The organism is Micrococcus sp. FDAARGOS_333, from assembly GCF_002206575.2.
GTDB classification, from domain to species: domain Bacteria; phylum Actinomycetota; class Actinomycetes; order Actinomycetales; family Micrococcaceae; genus Micrococcus; species Micrococcus lylae.
This window is the reverse complement of the sequence record NZ_NJFJ02000001.1, coordinates 1,764,629-1,780,219: the sequence shown is the minus strand read 5'-3', so window position 1 is coordinate 1,780,219 and position 15,591 is coordinate 1,764,629. Positions and strand designations below refer to the sequence as shown.

General features: G+C 72.4%; 9 protein-coding genes. 5 read left to right on the top strand and 4 right to left on the bottom strand.

What is annotated here, in order from left to right; translation table 11 throughout:
* Positions 1 to 134 precede the first annotated feature (134 nt).
* On the top strand, positions 135 to 3,467 hold the full coding sequence (locus tag CEQ11_RS07910) for a 4-alpha-glucanotransferase (RefSeq protein ID WP_227718804.1): 3,333 nt from the start codon (positions 135 to 137) through the stop codon (positions 3,465 to 3,467).
* Positions 3,468 to 3,623: 156 nt separating this feature from the next.
* Here CEQ11_RS07910 and CEQ11_RS07905 read toward each other — a convergent pair whose 3' ends face one another.
* Genes CEQ11_RS07905 through CEQ11_RS07895 form a run of 3 tightly spaced genes read right to left on the bottom strand, consistent with a single transcriptional unit; the run spans position 3,624 to position 7,233 of the window.
* The gene (locus tag CEQ11_RS07905) at positions 3,624 to 4,499 is read right to left on the bottom strand and encodes a MaoC/PaaZ C-terminal domain-containing protein (RefSeq protein WP_088478263.1); all 876 of its coding nucleotides are present in this window, start codon (positions 4,497 to 4,499) and stop codon (positions 3,624 to 3,626) included.
* 1 nt (position 4,500) lies between these two features.
* Positions 4,501 to 5,859 (bottom strand): 3-oxoacyl-ACP reductase, encoded by a 1,359-nt coding sequence (locus CEQ11_RS07900; RefSeq protein ID WP_070638342.1) that lies wholly within the window; start codon positions 5,857 to 5,859, stop codon positions 4,501 to 4,503.
* Between the two features lie 42 nt (positions 5,860 to 5,901).
* Positions 5,902 to 7,233 carry an acetyl-CoA C-acetyltransferase gene (locus CEQ11_RS07895; protein WP_070638339.1) on the bottom strand — a complete coding sequence of 444 codons (1,332 nt, stop codon included), beginning with the start codon at positions 7,231 to 7,233 and terminating at the stop codon, positions 5,902 to 5,904.
* A gap of 100 nt (positions 7,234 to 7,333) precedes the next feature.
* Here CEQ11_RS07895 and CEQ11_RS07890 point away from each other — a divergent pair, with 100 nt between their 5' ends.
* Positions 7,334 to 8,041, top strand: a complete 708-nt coding sequence (locus CEQ11_RS07890) for a TetR/AcrR family transcriptional regulator (RefSeq protein ID WP_227718803.1) — start codon at positions 7,334 to 7,336, stop codon at positions 8,039 to 8,041.
* A complete protein-coding gene (locus CEQ11_RS07885; protein WP_088478262.1) occupies positions 8,038 to 10,173 on the top strand; it encodes an acyl-CoA dehydrogenase in 2,136 nt (711 codons plus the stop codon). The genes CEQ11_RS07890 and CEQ11_RS07885 overlap by 4 nt, the downstream gene beginning before the upstream one ends.
* A 93-nt stretch (positions 10,174 to 10,266) precedes the next feature.
* Here CEQ11_RS07885 and glgA read toward each other — a convergent pair whose 3' ends face one another.
* Positions 10,267 to 11,463 carry a glycogen synthase gene (gene glgA / locus CEQ11_RS07880; RefSeq protein WP_067190720.1) on the bottom strand — a complete coding sequence of 399 codons (1,197 nt, stop codon included), beginning with the start codon at positions 11,461 to 11,463 and terminating at the stop codon, positions 10,267 to 10,269.
* A 102-nt stretch (positions 11,464 to 11,565) separates the two neighbouring features.
* Here glgA and glgC point away from each other — a divergent pair, with 102 nt between their 5' ends.
* Both glgC and pepN read left to right on the top strand, forming a co-directional pair.
* A complete protein-coding gene (gene glgC, locus CEQ11_RS07875) occupies positions 11,566 to 12,804 on the top strand; it encodes a glucose-1-phosphate adenylyltransferase (protein ID WP_087133329.1) in 1,239 nt (412 codons plus the stop codon).
* Positions 12,805 to 12,873: 69 nt separating this feature from the next.
* Positions 12,874 to 15,540: an aminopeptidase N gene (gene pepN, locus CEQ11_RS07870; RefSeq protein WP_088478261.1), complete on the top strand. Its 2,667-nt coding sequence runs from the start codon at positions 12,874 to 12,876 to the stop codon at positions 15,538 to 15,540.
* Positions 15,541 to 15,591 lie beyond the last annotated feature (51 nt).

The following is a 15,591-nucleotide window of genomic DNA, read 5'->3' as shown; positions in this document are numbered from 1 at the left end:
GTGTCCGGCATCTCGTCGGGGCGTGGGCCCTGGACAGTCCCGGTAGTGTGGGGGTGGGCCTCGTGCGCACACGCCCGCGCGTTCAGCGACCGAGGCCTCCCCGCCCGGCCCAGAGCATCCGATGGAGGACACCGGTGAACCGCGCCGCCCAGGACCTTCTCCACCGTCTTGCCCGCCTGCACGGCGTGCAGCCGACCTACGTCGGCCAGGACGGCTCCGACCAGACCGTCGCCGACGACCTCCTCGTGGAGGTGCTCTCCGCCCTCGGCGTGGACGTCCCCTCGGACGGCGTGGTCGCCCTCGACGCCGCGGTGCAGGCCGCCGAGGAGATCGACTGGCGCCGCGTGGTCGCGCCCACGGTGGTGGCGGTCTCCGGCTCGCGGCGTACCGTCCCCCTCACCGTGCGCCCCGGCGCGGAGGTGGCGGCCACCGTGGTCTGCGAGGACGGCAGCCACGTGCTCGCCGGGGCCACCGACTCCCTCGGGGAGCGCCGGAGCGTGGACTCGATCGAGCGCGAGCGGCGCCACCTGCAGCTGCCCGAGTCCCTGCCGGTGGGCTACCACCGTCTGGTGGTGTCCGTGGACGGCCGCACCGTCGCCGAGGCCGCGGTCCTCTGCGCCCCGGAACGGCTCACCACCGCCGAGCCGTTCCTGGCCCGCCGCGGCTGGGGCGCCTCCGCGCAGCTCTACTCGGTGACCTCCTCGGGCTCCTGGGGCATCGGCGACATGCACGACGCCGCCACCGTGGCCGCCGCGGCGGCCGAGCACGGCGCGGACTTCCTGCTGCTCAACCCGCTGCATGCGATCGACCCGGGCCACGCCCCGCTCGACTCGCCCTACTCCCCCGTCAGCCGCCGCTTCCTCAACGTGCAGGTCGTCCGGGTTCCCGAGATCCCGGAGTTCGCGGACCTGCCCGAGGCGGAGCAGCAGCGCTGGCTCTCGGCGGGGGCCGCCCTGCAGGCCGCCGTGGACGCGGGCGGGCCGATCGACCGCGCCGCGGTCGCCGAGGTGCAGTGGCCCGCCCTGCGCGCCGTGCACGCCGTGGGCCGCTCGGCCGAGCGCCAGGCCGCCTATGAGCGCTTCTGCGCCGACCAGGGCCGGGGCCTGGAGGACTTCGCGTCCTGGTGCGCCGTCCGCACCGGCACGGACACCGAGGACGAACGCGACTTCCACCGCTGGTGCCAGTGGGTGGCGGACACGCAGATCGCCGCCGCCCAGGCCGCGGCCGTGTCCTCGGGGATGCGCCTGGGCCTGATGCTGGACCTGGCCGTCGGCGCCGACCGCCACGCCGCAGACCTCGCCCTGCTCGGGGACCAGCTCGTGGAGTCGATGTCCGTCGGCGCTCCCCCGGACATGTACAACCAGCTCGGCCAGGACTGGTCGCAGCACCCATGGCATCCGAAGGCCCTGGCGGACAACGGCTACGCGGGCCTGCGCCAGATGTTGGGCACCGTCATGCGCCATGCAGGCGGCGTCCGCATCGACCACATCCTCGGTCTGTTCCGCCTGTGGTGGGTCCCGGCCGGCCGCGGTCCGCGCGAGGGCGCCTATGTCAGCTACGACCACGAGGCCATGCTGGCCGTGCTGACGATCGAGGCCCAGCGGGCGGGCGTCGTGGTGGTCGGCGAGGACCTGGGGACCTTCGAGCCGTGGGTCCAGCAGGCCCTGGCGGACGCCGGGATCCTGGGCACCACCATCCTCTGGTTCGAGAGTCGGGACGGCGTCCCGACCGAGCCCGGCACCCACCGGGCACTGGCCATGGCGGCCGTCAACACCCACGACCTGCCTCCGACCGCCGGCTACCTGGAGGGCGTCCACCTGGACCTGCGCGAATCGCTCGGCCTCGTGGACGGGGACCCCGCGGACGAGCGGGCCGGCCACGAGCACACGGTCGCCGGCTTCCTCGACGCCGCTGCTCAGCTGCCCAGCGATCCCGCGCTCGGCCGGCCGTCCGACGAGACCGAGGCCAAGATCCTGGCCCTGCACCGCTTCGCCGCAGGCTCCCCCGCCGCCCTGCACGCGGTGGCCCTGGTGGACGCCGTGGGAGAACGCCGCATCCAGAACCAGCCCGGCACCACCCAGGACCAGTACCGCAACTGGACCGTGCCCCTCGGCGGACCGGACGGCGCCGTGGTGCACGCGGACGAGATCGCGGCGAGCCCGCGGGCGGGCCGACTCTTCGACGCGGTGGACCGCCGTCTGCGCCAGGACGTGCCGGTCGCCGTCCTGGTGGCCTTCCACACCCACCCCCTGGACCAGCCCGGCCAGGGCGACGCCGGGGGCCTGAACACCTATGTCCGCCACGAGGCCGCTGCGCTGGCCCGCACGGGCATGCGGCCGGTCGTGTTCACCCGTGGCACCGGCCCGGATCCGGTGGTGTCCGCGCTGCCGTCCGCGGCCCCGCGCGTGCAGGCGGAGGAGGTGACCGTCGTCGAGGTCCCGGCCGGTCCCGGCGGCGAGCTGTCCAAGGAGGACCTCGCCGCGCACGCGGATGAGTTCGCGGGCAACGCACTGGCCTGGCTGGACCAGGAGGGCCTTGTGGCCGACGAGCAGATCGCCTTCGTCCACGGCCACTACTGGCTCTCCGCTCCGGCCGCCCGACGCATCGCGCAGGCCGCGGACGCACCCTGGCTGCACACCATGCACACCGTGGCCGCCATGAAGATGGCCGCGGACCCGGACGCGGCCGAGTCGGACGAGCGTCGGGCGGCCGAGCGGGAGATCGCCGCCGGCGCGGACCTGCTGGTGGTGAACTCCCCCGGTGAGGCCCGCACGCTGATGGAGGTGCTGGACGCCCCTCGGCGCCGCATCGTGGTGGCCACCCCCGGCGTGGACACGGACGTCTTCACTCCCGCGGGGCATGCCTGGTGGCCCGGCGGTGAGGCCGAGGACGTGGATCCGTTCGACCCGGAGCTGCGCGTCCTGTTCGCCGGCCGGATCCAGCACCACAAGGGTCCCCAGGTGCTCATCTCCGCGCTGGGCGAGCTGCGCCGCCGTGGCGTGCTCGCCCCGGGCACGGACCGCCTGCGCGCCCACGTCAACGGGGCCCCCTCCGGCGCCGACACCCCGGACCTGGCCGCTCTGGCCGAGGCCGAGGGCGTGGCGGACCTGGTGACCTTCAGCGAGCCGGTCCCGGCCGATCAGCTCGCCGCCCAGTTCCGCGCCGCGGACCTGGTGGCCATGCCGAGCTTCTCCGAGTCCTACGGCCTGGTGGCCCTCGAGGCGCAGGCCTGCGGCACGCCGGTGCTCGCCCACCGCACCGGAGGGCTGGTGCATGCGGTGGCAGACGGCGCCACCGGGCGCCTCGTCCGGCAGAACACGCCTCAGGCCTGGGCGGATGCCCTGGAGCGGGTCCTCCAGGATCCGGCCTCCTGGCGCGCCATGTCCGGCGAGGCCGAGCGCCGGGCCCGCTCCCACACCTGGGACGACTACGCCCGCCGCCTGCGCGCAGCGGTCGCCGGGCTCTGAACGGGACGGCCGGCACCGGTCGTCTCCTCGGACGGCGACCTGCCCGGGTCCTGCCCCGCCCCCGCGCTTCACGACGACGGCCCCCGTCACCTTCTCTGCGGTGACGGGGGCCGTCCTGTCTGCCTCACACGAGGCCTCGGTGCGAGTGGGGCCGGGTCAGGCCTCGATCGGGGCGATCGTGCCGGTGAAGTGCCGGCGGCCCCTGCGGGCGTTCCAGCCCGTCACCTCCGTGATGCCCGCGGCCGGATGGGCGTAGGCGACCGCGACGGTGCCGGGCAGCTGGACCGGGGCGTCGAAGCCGATCTCCCAGCGGAAGCCCGCTGCGGTGGGCTCGCGGCCGGCGAGCATCTTCGCGGCGAGGTACATGCCGTGGGCGATGGCGCCCTTCATGCCGAGCGCCTTGGCAGTGGGGCCGCTCAGGTGGATCGGGTTGTAGTCGCCGGAGACGGCTGCGTACTTTCGGCCTGCGCCGCCGTCGAAGCGCCACTGCCCGGTCATGCCGGGAGCGGTGAACTCCTCGCGGGCCGGACGCTCGGGCCGGGCACCGCGGTGCACGCCCTTGGCCAGGTAGCGGGAGACGCCCTCCCAGAGGACCTCGCCGGTCTCCGGGTCCGTGACGGTGACGGTCAGGTCCACCGCGGTGCCGGCGTGGTGGGCCACCAGCTCGGAGGCCCGGGCGGTGATGTCCAGCGGCACGTCCACGGGGACCGGGCGGTGGTGGAACACCGTGTTGGTCAGGTGCACCATGCCCATCAGCGGCAGCGGGAAGGACTCTTCCGCCATCAGGTGCATCGCGGCGGGGAAGGCCTCGATGTGCACCAGCACGGAGGGCACGGACTCCGGTTCGCCGACGCCGAGCAGGCGGCGGTAGGCGTCCAGGGACTCCGCAGAGATGCGGTGTCCGCGCACGAGAACCGGCGCAGCGGGCAGATCCGCGGGACGACGCCGCCTGGTGACGGCGTCCTTGGCGGCCTGGCCGAAGGCGGCCCGGTAGCAGGCGGCCAGGGACGGCATGGTCTGCAGCTCGGTCATCTCAGGCTCCCATCATGGCCTGGCCGCACACGCGCAGCGTGTTGCCGTTGGTGCCGCCGGCGGCGTCGGAGACGAGGAAGGCGATGGCCTCGGCCACGTCCACCGGCGTGCCGCCCTGGCTCAGGGAGTTGATGCGGCGGCCGACCTCACGGGTGAGCAGCGGGATCTTCGCGGTCATCTCGGTCTCGATGAAGCCGGGGGCCACGGCGTTGATGGTGCCGCCGCGGGCGGCCAGCAGCGGCGCAGTGGCGGCCGCCAGGCCCATCACGCCGGACTTGGAGGCGGCGTAGTTGGTCTGGCCGCGGTTGCCGGCGATGCCGGAGGTGGAGGCCAGGGTGACGATGCGCAGGCCCTCGCCCACCACGTCCTTCGCCTCGTCCGCCAGGAACGCCTCGTTCATGCGCAGCTGGGACAGGGTGTTCACGGCCAGGACGGAGTCCCAGCGGGCCGCGTCCATGTTGGCGAGCATCTTGTCCCGGGTGATGCCGGCGTTGTGCACCACGATGTCCATGCGGCCGTGACGCGAACGGCAGTGCTCGAGGATCCTGGCGCCGGCGTCCTCGGCGGTGATGTCCAGCGGCAGGGCGGTGCCGCCGAGCTCGTTCACCACGGCTGTGAGGGACTCGCCGGCGGCCGGGACGTCCACGCCCACCACGGTCGCGCCGTCCCGGGCGAGGGTGCGGATGATGGCCGCACCGATGCCGCGGGCGGCGCCGGTGACCACGGCCACCTTCCCGGCCAGCGGACGGTCGGGGTCCTCCGGGAGGCGACCGGCCGTCGTCGTGACCGGGAGGAACTGGCCGGAGACGTAGGCCGAGCGACCGGAGAGCAGGAACCGCAGGGCGCCGGCGGCGCCCGGGGCGTCCAGGCCCACGCCGTCACCGAGCTGGATGCCGTTGGCGGTGCCGCCGGCGCGCATCTCGTGGGCGAGGGACCGGGTCAGGCCGGTGATGCCCTGGCGGGCGGCGCGGGCGGCCGGGTCCTCGGCCACCGAGGCGGCCTCCGGGTCCTCGGCCACGGTGACCACACGGGAGTTCGTCGCCAGCTGACGGAGGGTGCCGCCCAGGTCGAGGACGGTCTCGCCGATGGCCGCGGGGGTGTCGATGCCGTCGAAGCAGGCCACCACGGCGGCGTACTTCACGGACTCGGCACGGGAGGTCTGGACCTCCACGCCCCAGCTGGTCAGCAGACGGGCGGCGGCCTCGGCGGCGGGGGTGCCGCCGAGCACGAGCGCCGGGCCCTCGAGCAGCGGGGCGCCCGGGGTGTGCCGGCGCAGCTGGACGGGCATCGGCAGGCCGAGGGCCTTGGCGAGCCTCTTGCCGACGGCGGAGTCGACGAAGGTGCCGTACGGGTCGTTCATCAGATCAGTCCTTCTTCAGTCGGTCTCGACGGTCGGTTCGGCTCAGCGGCCGCGCATCAGGGCGACGACGCCCTGGCCGCCGGCGGCGCACACGGAGATCAGGCCGAGGGAGCCCTCGCCCTTCTCGTGGAGCATCTTGGCCAGCAGGGCGGTGATGCGGCCGCCGGTGGCCGCGAATGGGTGGCCGGCGGCCAGGGAGGAGCCGTGCACGTTGAGCTTGGCGCGGTCCACGGTGCCGAAGGCGCCGTCCAGGCCGAGGCGGGAGCGGCAGAACTCCTCGTCCTCCCAGGCCTTCATGGTGGAGAGCACGGTGCCGGCGAAGGCCTCGTGGATCTCGATGAAGTCCAGGTCCTCCAGGGTGAGGCCGTGGCGGCCCAGCAGACGCGGGACGGCGTACACCGGGGCCATGAGCAGGCCCTCGTCCCCGTCCACGAAGTCCACGGCGGCGATCTCGTGGTCCACGAACTCGGCCAGCACGGGCAGGCGACGCTCGGCGGCCCACTGCTCCGAGGAGACCAGCACGGCCGAGGCGCCGTCGGTGAGCGGAGTGGAGTTGGCGGCCGTCATGGTGGCCTCCTCCCCCAGGTGGCGGCCGAACGCCGGCTTGAGGCGGCCGAGCTTCTCCAGGGTGGAGTCACCGCGGAGGTTGTTGTCCTTGGCCAGGCCTCGGAACGGGGTGACCAGGTCGTCCATGTAGCCGGAGTCGTAGGCGGCGGCCAGGTTCTGGTGGGAGGCGAGAGCGAGCTCGTCCTGCTCGGCGCGGGTCACGCCCCAGTCGTGGGTGGTCAGGGCCTGATGCTCGCCCATGGCCAGGCCGGTGCGGGGCTCACCGGCCCCGGCGGGCTCCGGGACGAGGTGGCCCGGGCGGAGGTCCTTGATGGCGGCGAGGCGCTCCTTGCCGGTGCGGGCGGCGTTGAGGCGCAGGAGCACACGGCGCAGGCCGTCCGAGACGGAGATCGGCGAGTCGGAGATGGAGTCCACGCCGCCGCCGATGCCGGAGTCGATCTGGCCCAGGCGGATCTTGTCCGCGAGGATGCCGAGGGCCTCCATGCCGGTGGCGCAGGCGACCTGCAGGTCCATGGCCGGGGTGTCATGGGACAGCGACGAGCCGAGCACGGACTCGCGGGTGAGGTTGAAGTTGCGCGGATGCTTGAGCACGGCGCCGGCGGCGACCTGGCCGAGGCGCTCTCCCTGCAGGCCGTAGCGGGCGACGAGACCCTCGATGGCCGCGGTCAGCATGTCCTGGTTGGACGCGTCCGCGTAGGCGGTGTTGGCACGGGCAAACGGGATGCGGTTGCCGCCGACCACGACGGCCTTGCGCAGCGGGCCGCCGGCGACGGCGGGACGGGAATCGGTGGCGTCGGTGACGGTCACGTCGGTCTCCTTCGAGGGGCAGGCGCGTCCGCGTGAAGAGGGGACGTCGCCAGGGCGAACGTTGTTTCCGCAACCGAGAGTACCTGATACGGTGGGTTCCGTGAAGTCACACACATCCTCGCTGCGCGACGGGCGTCATGCCCGCTGGGACGAGCATCGCCGCCTGCGGCGCCGCGCGCTCCTTCGGGCCACCCGTGAGGCCGTGCATGACCTGGGCCCCCACCCCTCCATGGAGGAGATCGCCGCCCACGCCGGCACCTCCAAGTCCGTGTTCTACCGGTACTTCGGGGACAAGGCGGGCCTGCAGGAGGCTGTCTCGCAGGAGGCCATCGCCCTGATGGAGCGGCGCCTGCTCGAAGCGGTGGGAACCTCTTCGGACCCCCGCCTGGCCTTGGGCGCCATGGTCGAGACCTACCTGCGGATGGCCGACTCCTCTCCGCATGTGTACGCCTTCTCCGTGCAGTCGGCCCACGGGCAGCAGGACGGCGCCGACGCGCAGACGCTCCACGGCTTCTTCGAGCGCATGCACCAGACCCTGGAGGAGCGACTGCGCGCCCACCTCGCCGCCGCCGGGCGCGAGGCACCCGCCGACGGCGACCCCCTGCTGCTGTGGCCCACCGCCGCGCTCGGCATGGTCAAGGCCGCCGGCGAGGCCTGGCTCTCCGCGTCCGGCGGTCCCGGCCGCGCCACGGCGGAGCAGACCGCCGCCCAGATCACCGGCTGGCTGCTCAACGGCCTGACCGGATCCACCACATCCACCACATCCACCACGTCCGCCCCTTCCCGCACGCAAAGGAGCACCTCATGACCGCCGCAGACCCCACGACCGGGACCCCCGCCGCCGACCCCACGGACTCCGTTCCCCACGACATCGACCAGATCGCCCCGGAGCACCCGGAGGCCGGCGCCCTCGATGGGGCCGCCCTCCAGGAGGCGCTGCTGGGACGGTGGGCCGATGTCCGCCGCGCCTCCCGCGCCCTCATGAAGGATCCGGCGCTGCACCGCGATCCCCTGCTCGGCATGGACGAGCACCGTGAACGCGTGCTGGACCAGCTGAGGATCCTCGTGGACAACGACGCCATCGCCCGCGCCTTCCCGGCCAGGTTCGGCGGTGAGGACGCGCACGGTGCCTCCGTGGCGGCGTTCTCAGACATCGTCACCGCGGATCCCTCCCTGCAGATCAAGGCCGGCGTCCAGTGGGGCCTGTTCTCCTCGGCGATCCTGCACCTGGGCACCGCCGAGCACCATGAGAAGTGGCTGCCGGACGCCCTCACGCTGAAGCTGCCCGGCGCGTTCGCCATGACGGAGATCGGCCACGGCTCGGACGTGGCCTCCATCGGGACCACGGCCACCTATGACGAGGCCTCCGAGGAGTTCGTGATCCACACGCCGTTCAAGGGCGCATGGAAGGACTACCTGGGCAACGCGGCTCTGCACGGCCGTGCCGCCACGGTGTTCGCCCAGCTGATCACCAAGGGCGTCAACCACGGGGTGCACTGCTTCTTCGTGCCGATCCGTGACGAGGACGGGAACTTCCTGCCGGGTGTCGGCGGCGAAGACGACGGTCTCAAGGGCGGCCTCAACGGCATCGACAACGGCCGACTGCACTTCACCGAGGTCCGCATCCCGCGCACCAACCTGCTGAACCGCTACGGCGACGTGGCCGCGGACGGCACCTACTCCTCCCCCATCGCCTCCCCGGGCCGCCGCTTCTTCACCATGATCGGCACCCTTGTGCAGGGGCGTGTCTCGCTGTCCCTGTCCGCCACGGGCGCCTCCTTCCTCGGCCTGCAGGGCGCCATCACCTACGGCAACCAGCGCCGCCAGTTCAACGCGTCCTCCCCGGACCGCGAGGAGGTGCTGATGGACTACCAGAACCATCAGCGCCGCCTGATCGACCGCCTCGCCCGCACCTACGCAGACGCCTTCTCCGCCAACGAGCTGCTGGAGAAGTTCGACGAGGTCTTCTCCGGCCGCGGGGACACCGACCATCACCGCCAGGAGCTCGAGACCCTCGCGGCGGCGGTGAAGCCGGTGACCACCTGGAACGCCCTGGACACCCTCCAGGAGGCCCGCGAGGCCTGCGGCGGCCAGGGCTTCATGGCACGCAACCGGGTCACCCAGCTGCGCGCGGACCTGGACGTCTTCGTCACCTTCGAGGGGGACAACAACGTCCTGCTCCAGCTGGTGGGCAAGCGTCTGCTCACGGACTACTCGAAGGAGTTCGGCCGCCTCGACGTCGGCGCCGTGTCCAAGTACGTGGCCAGCCAGGCCTCCGAGGCCCTGCACCGGGCCGGCCTGCACAAGGTGGTCCAGTCCGTGTCCGACCGCTCGGACGAGCGCCGCTCGGCGAACTGGTTCAAGGACCCGCAGGTCCAGCAGAGCCTGCTGACGGATCGGGTGCGCTCGAAGACCGCGGACATCGCCGGCACCCTGCAGAAGGTGCGCGGCAAGGACAAGGCCGCGCAGGCCGCCGCCTTCAACTCCCGTCAGCACGAGCTGATCGAGGTCGCCCGCGACCACGCCGCCCTGCTGCAGTGGGAGGCCTTCACCCGTGCCGTGGAGCGCATCGAGGATGAGCACACCCGCACCGTGCTCACCTGGCTGCGCGACCTCTTCGCGCTGCGCACGGTGGAGGACGACCTCGGCTGGTACGTGGCCCACGGCCGCGTGTCCTCCCAGCGCGCCCGTGCCCTGCGCGGATACATCAACCGCCTCGCCGAGCGCCTTCGCCCCTTCGCCCAGGAGCTGGTGGAGGCCTACGGCCTGGAGCAGGAGCACCTGCGCATGGAGCTGACCACCGACGAGGAGCACGCGCGTCAGGAGGAGGCCCACGCCCACTACGCGGAGCTGGCCGCCTCGGGTGACGCCCCGGTCCACGAGCGCACCCTGCGCGCCCGGCAGAAGACGGCGAAGAAGGCGAAGAACTCCGACGCCTGAGCCTGACGTGACCCGGTCCGGCCGGGTCCTGCCCTTCGCGACGGCGGCCGCCCACCTCAGCCAGAGGCGGGCGGCCGTTCGCGTGGAGCCGGGTCAGCGCAGGACGGTCCGGTAGACCTCGAGGGTGCGCTCGGCGATGGTCTCCCAGGAGAAGTGCTCGATGGCCCGGGTGCGACCGGCCTCGCCCATGGCGGCGGCCTTCTCCGGGTCGGAGAGCACCTGGGTGAGGGCGGCGGCGAAGTCGGCCACGAAGGCGTCCTCGTCGACGGGGGTGCCGGTGCCGTCGTCCTCCTGCTCGATGTCCACGAGCAGCCCGGTGGTGCCGTGGTCCACGACCTCGGGAATGCCGCCGACGCGGGAGGCGACCACGGCGGTGCCGCAGGCCATGGCCTCGAGGTTGACGATGCCCAGCGGCTCGTAGACGGACGGGCAGGCGAACACGGTGGCCTGGGACAGGATCTCCATGACCTCCTGGCGGGGCAGCATGCCCTCGATCACCACGACGCCGTCGCGCTTCTCACGCAGCTGGGCGAACAGGGCGTCGACCTCCTTCGCCAGCTCCGGAGTGTCCGGGGCGCCGACGCAGAGGACGAGCTGGACCTCCTCCGGCAGCTGCAGGGCGGCCTTGAGCAGCAGCGGCACGCCCTTCTGGCGGGTGATGCGGCCGACGAAGGCCACGGACGGCCGGTCCGGGTCGATGCCGTGCTCGGCCAGGGCCCCCTGGGAGGTCTGCGGCGTCCAGAGCTTCGTGTCGATGCCGTTGTGCACCACGTGCACCCGGGCCGGGTCGACCTGCGGGTAGCACCTCAGGATGTCCCGGCGCATGCCCTCGGAGACGGCGATGACGGCGTCCGCGGCGTGGTAGGCGGTGGACTCGGCCCAGCTGGAGACGCGGTAGCCGCCGCCGAGCTGCTCGGCCTTCCACGGGCGCAGCGGCTCGAGGGAGTGGGCGGAGAGCACGTGCGGGGCGTCGTGCAGCAGGGCGCCGAGGTGGCCGGCCATGTTGGCATACCAGGTGTGCGAGTGGATGACGTCCGCTCCGGCGAACGACTCGAGCATGGTCAGGTCGGTGGCGAGGGTCTGGACGGCGCCGTTGGTCTGCTCGAAGCCGGACGGCGTCGGGTAGGTCAGCACCTGGGCCCCGTGGAAGTCGGCGTCGCGGGGGTCGCCGAAGGCGTGGACGCGGACGTCGGCGCGTGCGGCGAGGACGCGGGTCAACTCCGCGACGTGGACGCCGGCTCCGCCGTAGACGGCCGGGGGGAACTCTTTGCTCACGATGTCGATGCGCACGCCTCCAACCTAGTCCAGCGCCGAACCGTGCCGATAGTCTGGCGGTACCGGACATCGGTGCGATGCCGGCATCTCAGCCAGCAGGAAGGGAGTCCTCGTTCCATGGTCCAGAAGAAGGTCCTCTCGATCGTCCTGGCCGGAGGTGAGGGCAAGCGTCTGATGCCGCTGACCGCGGACCGCGCCAAGCCGGCCGTGCCCTTCGGCGGCGCCTACCGGCTCATCGACTTCGCCCTGTCCAACCTCGTGAACTCGCGCTACCGCGAGATCGTGGTGCTGACCCAGTACAAGTCGCATTCCCTGGACCGCCACATCTCCGAGACCTGGCGGATGTCCACGCTGCTGAACAACTACGTGGCGTCGGTGCCGGCGCAGCAGCGCCGAGGCAAGGACTGGTTCCTCGGCTCGGCGAACGCCATCTACCAGTCGATGAACCTGATCCAGGACGCCCGCCCGGACATCGTGGTGGTGATCGGCGCGGACCACGTCTACCACATGGACTTCCAGCAGATGGTGGACCAGCACATCGCCTCGGGCGCGAAGGCCACCGTGGCCGCGGTGCGCCAGCCGCTTCAGATGTCCTCCTCCTTCGGCGTCATCGAGACCGCGGAGACCGACCGGCAGCGGATCGCCCGTTTCGTGGAGAAGCCGGACTCGACCCCCGGCCTGCCGGACGACCCGAACGCGTTCCTCGCCTCCATGGGCAACTACGTGTTCGACACGGACGCCCTCGTGGAGGCCCTGAACCGTGACGCCGAGGACGAGGACTCCACGCATGACATGGGCGGGGACATCATCCCCTGGTTCGTGGAGCGCGGCGAGGCAGGGGTGTACGACTTCACCGCCAACGAGATCCCGGGCGCCCGCTCCGGCCAGCACTACTGGCGGGACGTCGGCACCCTCGACTCCTACTACGACGCCCACATGGACCTGGTCCAGCCGGTGCCGGAGTTCAACCTCTACAACCGGGACTGGCCGCTGTACACCCGGCAGTCCGTGTCCCCGCCGGCCAAGCTGGTCCGCTCGGCCTCGAAGCGCCCGGGCACCGCGGTGGACTCGCTGCTGGCCCAGGGCGTGGTCGTCTCCGGCGGCACCGTGGCCCAGTCCGTGGTGTCCACGGACTGCCGGATCCTCGACGAGGCATGGGTGGAGCAGTCCGTGCTGCTGGACTCCGTGGTGATCTCCGAGGGCGCCCAGGTGCGCAACGCGATCCTGGACAAGAACGTGGTGGTTCCGCCGGGCGTGCGCATCGGCTTCGACCGCGCCGAGGACGAGGCCCGCGGATTCACGGTCACCGCGTCCGGCCTGACGGTCATCCCGAAGAACCAGGCCGTCCCGGCCTGACCCGGCCGTGTCCCCGACAGACCCGACCCGACGACGGCCCGGGGCGGCTGATGTGATGGGATAGGACGCATGTCTGAGAACACTTCCGCCCTGCCGCGCCCGGACTGGGACACCGCCGAGCTCACGCGCGATGAGGCCCGTGGGCGCGCGAACGCCGTCTCCGTGCGCTCCTACGACGTCTGCGTCGACGTCCGGAACGCCGAGGACGCGGAGGCCGAGGCGTACCCGGTCACCGCGACCCTCGTCTTCTCCTGCTCCGAGCCGGGCTCGGAGACCTGGCTGGACTGGATCAACGCCTCGGTGGAGTCCGTCGAGCTCAACGGCGTGACCCTGGACGTCGCCGAGGTCGCCGGCCGCAACCGTGTCCGCCTGCCCGGCCTGGCCGCGGAGAACACCGTGGTGCTCAGGGGCACCTCGCTGTACTCCCGCTCCGGTGAGGGCATGCACCGCTACGTGGACCCCGCCGACGGCCAGACCTACCTGTACACGCAGTACGAGCCGGCCGACGCCCGCCGTGTGTTCCCGAACTTCGAGCAGCCGGACCTGAAGGCGTCCTTCGCCTTCCGCCTCACCGGCCCGGCCGCGTGGGTCCTCGCCTCCAACGGCGTGGAGACCTCCCGGACGAAGAACGACGACGGCTCGGTCACCGTGGCCTTCCAGGCCACCCGTCCGCAGTCCACCTACATCACCACGCTGCTCGCCGGCCCCTACGCCGTGTTCGAGGACCACTGGGGCGGCCACGAGGCCACCGGGGCCGTGCCGGTGGACCTGCGCATCTTCTGCCGGCAGACACTGGCCGAGCACATGGACGCAGACGCCGTCTTCGCCATCACGAAGAACGGCCTGGACTTCTTCCATGACCTCTTCGGCGTCCCCTACGAGTGGGGCAAGTACGACCAGGCGTTCGTGCCGGAGTACAACCTCGGCGCCATGGAGAACCCGGGCCTGGTGACCTTCACCGAGCACTACATCCATGACACCGCGCCGACCCGCGCCCAGCTGGAGGGCCGCGCGAACACCATCCTCCACGAGATGGCGCACATGTGGTTCGGCGACCTGGTGACCATGAGGTGGTGGGACGACCTGTGGCTGAAGGAGTCCTTCGCCGACTACATGGGCACCCTGGCCTCCGCCGAGGCCGCCGGCTTCACCGAGGCCTGGACCTCCTTCGCCTCCCGGCGCAAGGCCTGGGCCTATGTGCAGGACCAGTACCCGACCACGCATCCGATCGTGGCGGACATCGTGGACCTGGAGGCCGCCCGCCAGAACTTCGACGGCATCACCTACGCCAAGGGCGCATCCGTGCTCAAGCAGCTGGCCGCCTACGTGGGCCGCGAGGCCTTCGAGCAGGCCGCCCGCACCTACTTCCAGCGCCACGCGTGGGGCAATGCCGAGCTGAAGGACTTCCTGGCCGTGCTGTCCGAGGCCTCCGGCCGGGACATGTCCGCGTGGGCCGGTGCCTGGCTGCACACCGCCGGCGTGCCGACGCTGCGCGTGGACATCGTGGACGGCACCGCGGTGCTGGTCCAGTCCGGCGAGGACCCCACCACCGGCGAACCGATCCGCCGCCCGCACGTGGTGCAGGTGGGCGTCTACGAGCCGAACGCCTCGGGTGCCCTGATGCGCACCGACTCGGTCACCGTGGACGTGGCCGAGGGTGTCGAGCGCACCCCGATCCGTGGCCTGGAGGTTCCGGAGCACGGCGTGCGCCTGGTGCTGCCCAACGACGAGGACCTCACCTACGCCGCCGTGTCCCTGGACCAGATCTCCCTGGACGCCGTGCTCACCCACCGCATCGCCGACCCGCTGGCGCAGGCCACCGTGTGGGCCTCCCTGTGGGCCATGGTCCGCGGCGGCGAGCTGTCCGTGGCGGCCTTCGTGGACGCCGTGGAGGCGCTCGCGGACACCATCGCCCCGGTGGCCGTGTACACGCAGGTGCTGACCCAGGCCGCCTCGGCCGTGTCCCTCTACTCCGCTGCCGACGAGCGCGCCCGGCTGCGCACCCGCCTGGGCTCGCTGCTGCTGCGCCACGTGGCCGGGCTCGAGGCCGGCTCGGACCGGCAGCGCGCCGCCGCCCGCGTCCTGGCCCTTCTGGCCCGCAAGGACGCCGAGCTCGCCGGTCAGGTGGAGCAGGCCCTCGTGCAGGACGCCGAGACCGCCGCGCCGGGCCTGGCCGTGGACACGGAGATCCGTTGGCTGGTGCTGCAGGCGTTGGCGGCCACCGGCGGCATCGACCGCGCCGGTCTGGACACCGCCCTGGCCGAGCAGCGCACCGCCAAGACCGTGGTCGGCCACACCCTGGCCGTGAACGCCCTGCCGGAGGCGCAGGTGAAGCAGGCCGCATGGGACGCCGTGATCTCCGGCGTGGACGCAGCGGGCACGCCCCTGTCCAATGACCTGCTCTCGGCCACCGCGGAGGGCTTCGCCACCGACGCCGGCGAGCTGACCGCCGGCTACGGCCAGAAGCTGTTCGGCGAGCTCGAGCCGCTGTGGTCCTCCCGCTCGAACGGCCTGGCCTCGCGTGCCATCCACGGCCTGTTCCCGCTGCACCAGGACGCCGTGGACGGCGACGAGGCCGCGCAGGAGCAGCACCCCGTCCTGGCCGCCGCGCAGGCGTGGATCGACGGACACCCGGACGCCCCGGGCGCCCTGCGCCGCCTGGTGATCGAGGAGACGGACGCACTGCGCCGCAGCCTGCGCGTCCAGTCCCGCCAGGAGGAGCTGCGGCACATCTGATCCTGTGCCTGGGTCGACAACGACGACGGCCCGTCGCCTTCTTCAGTCGAA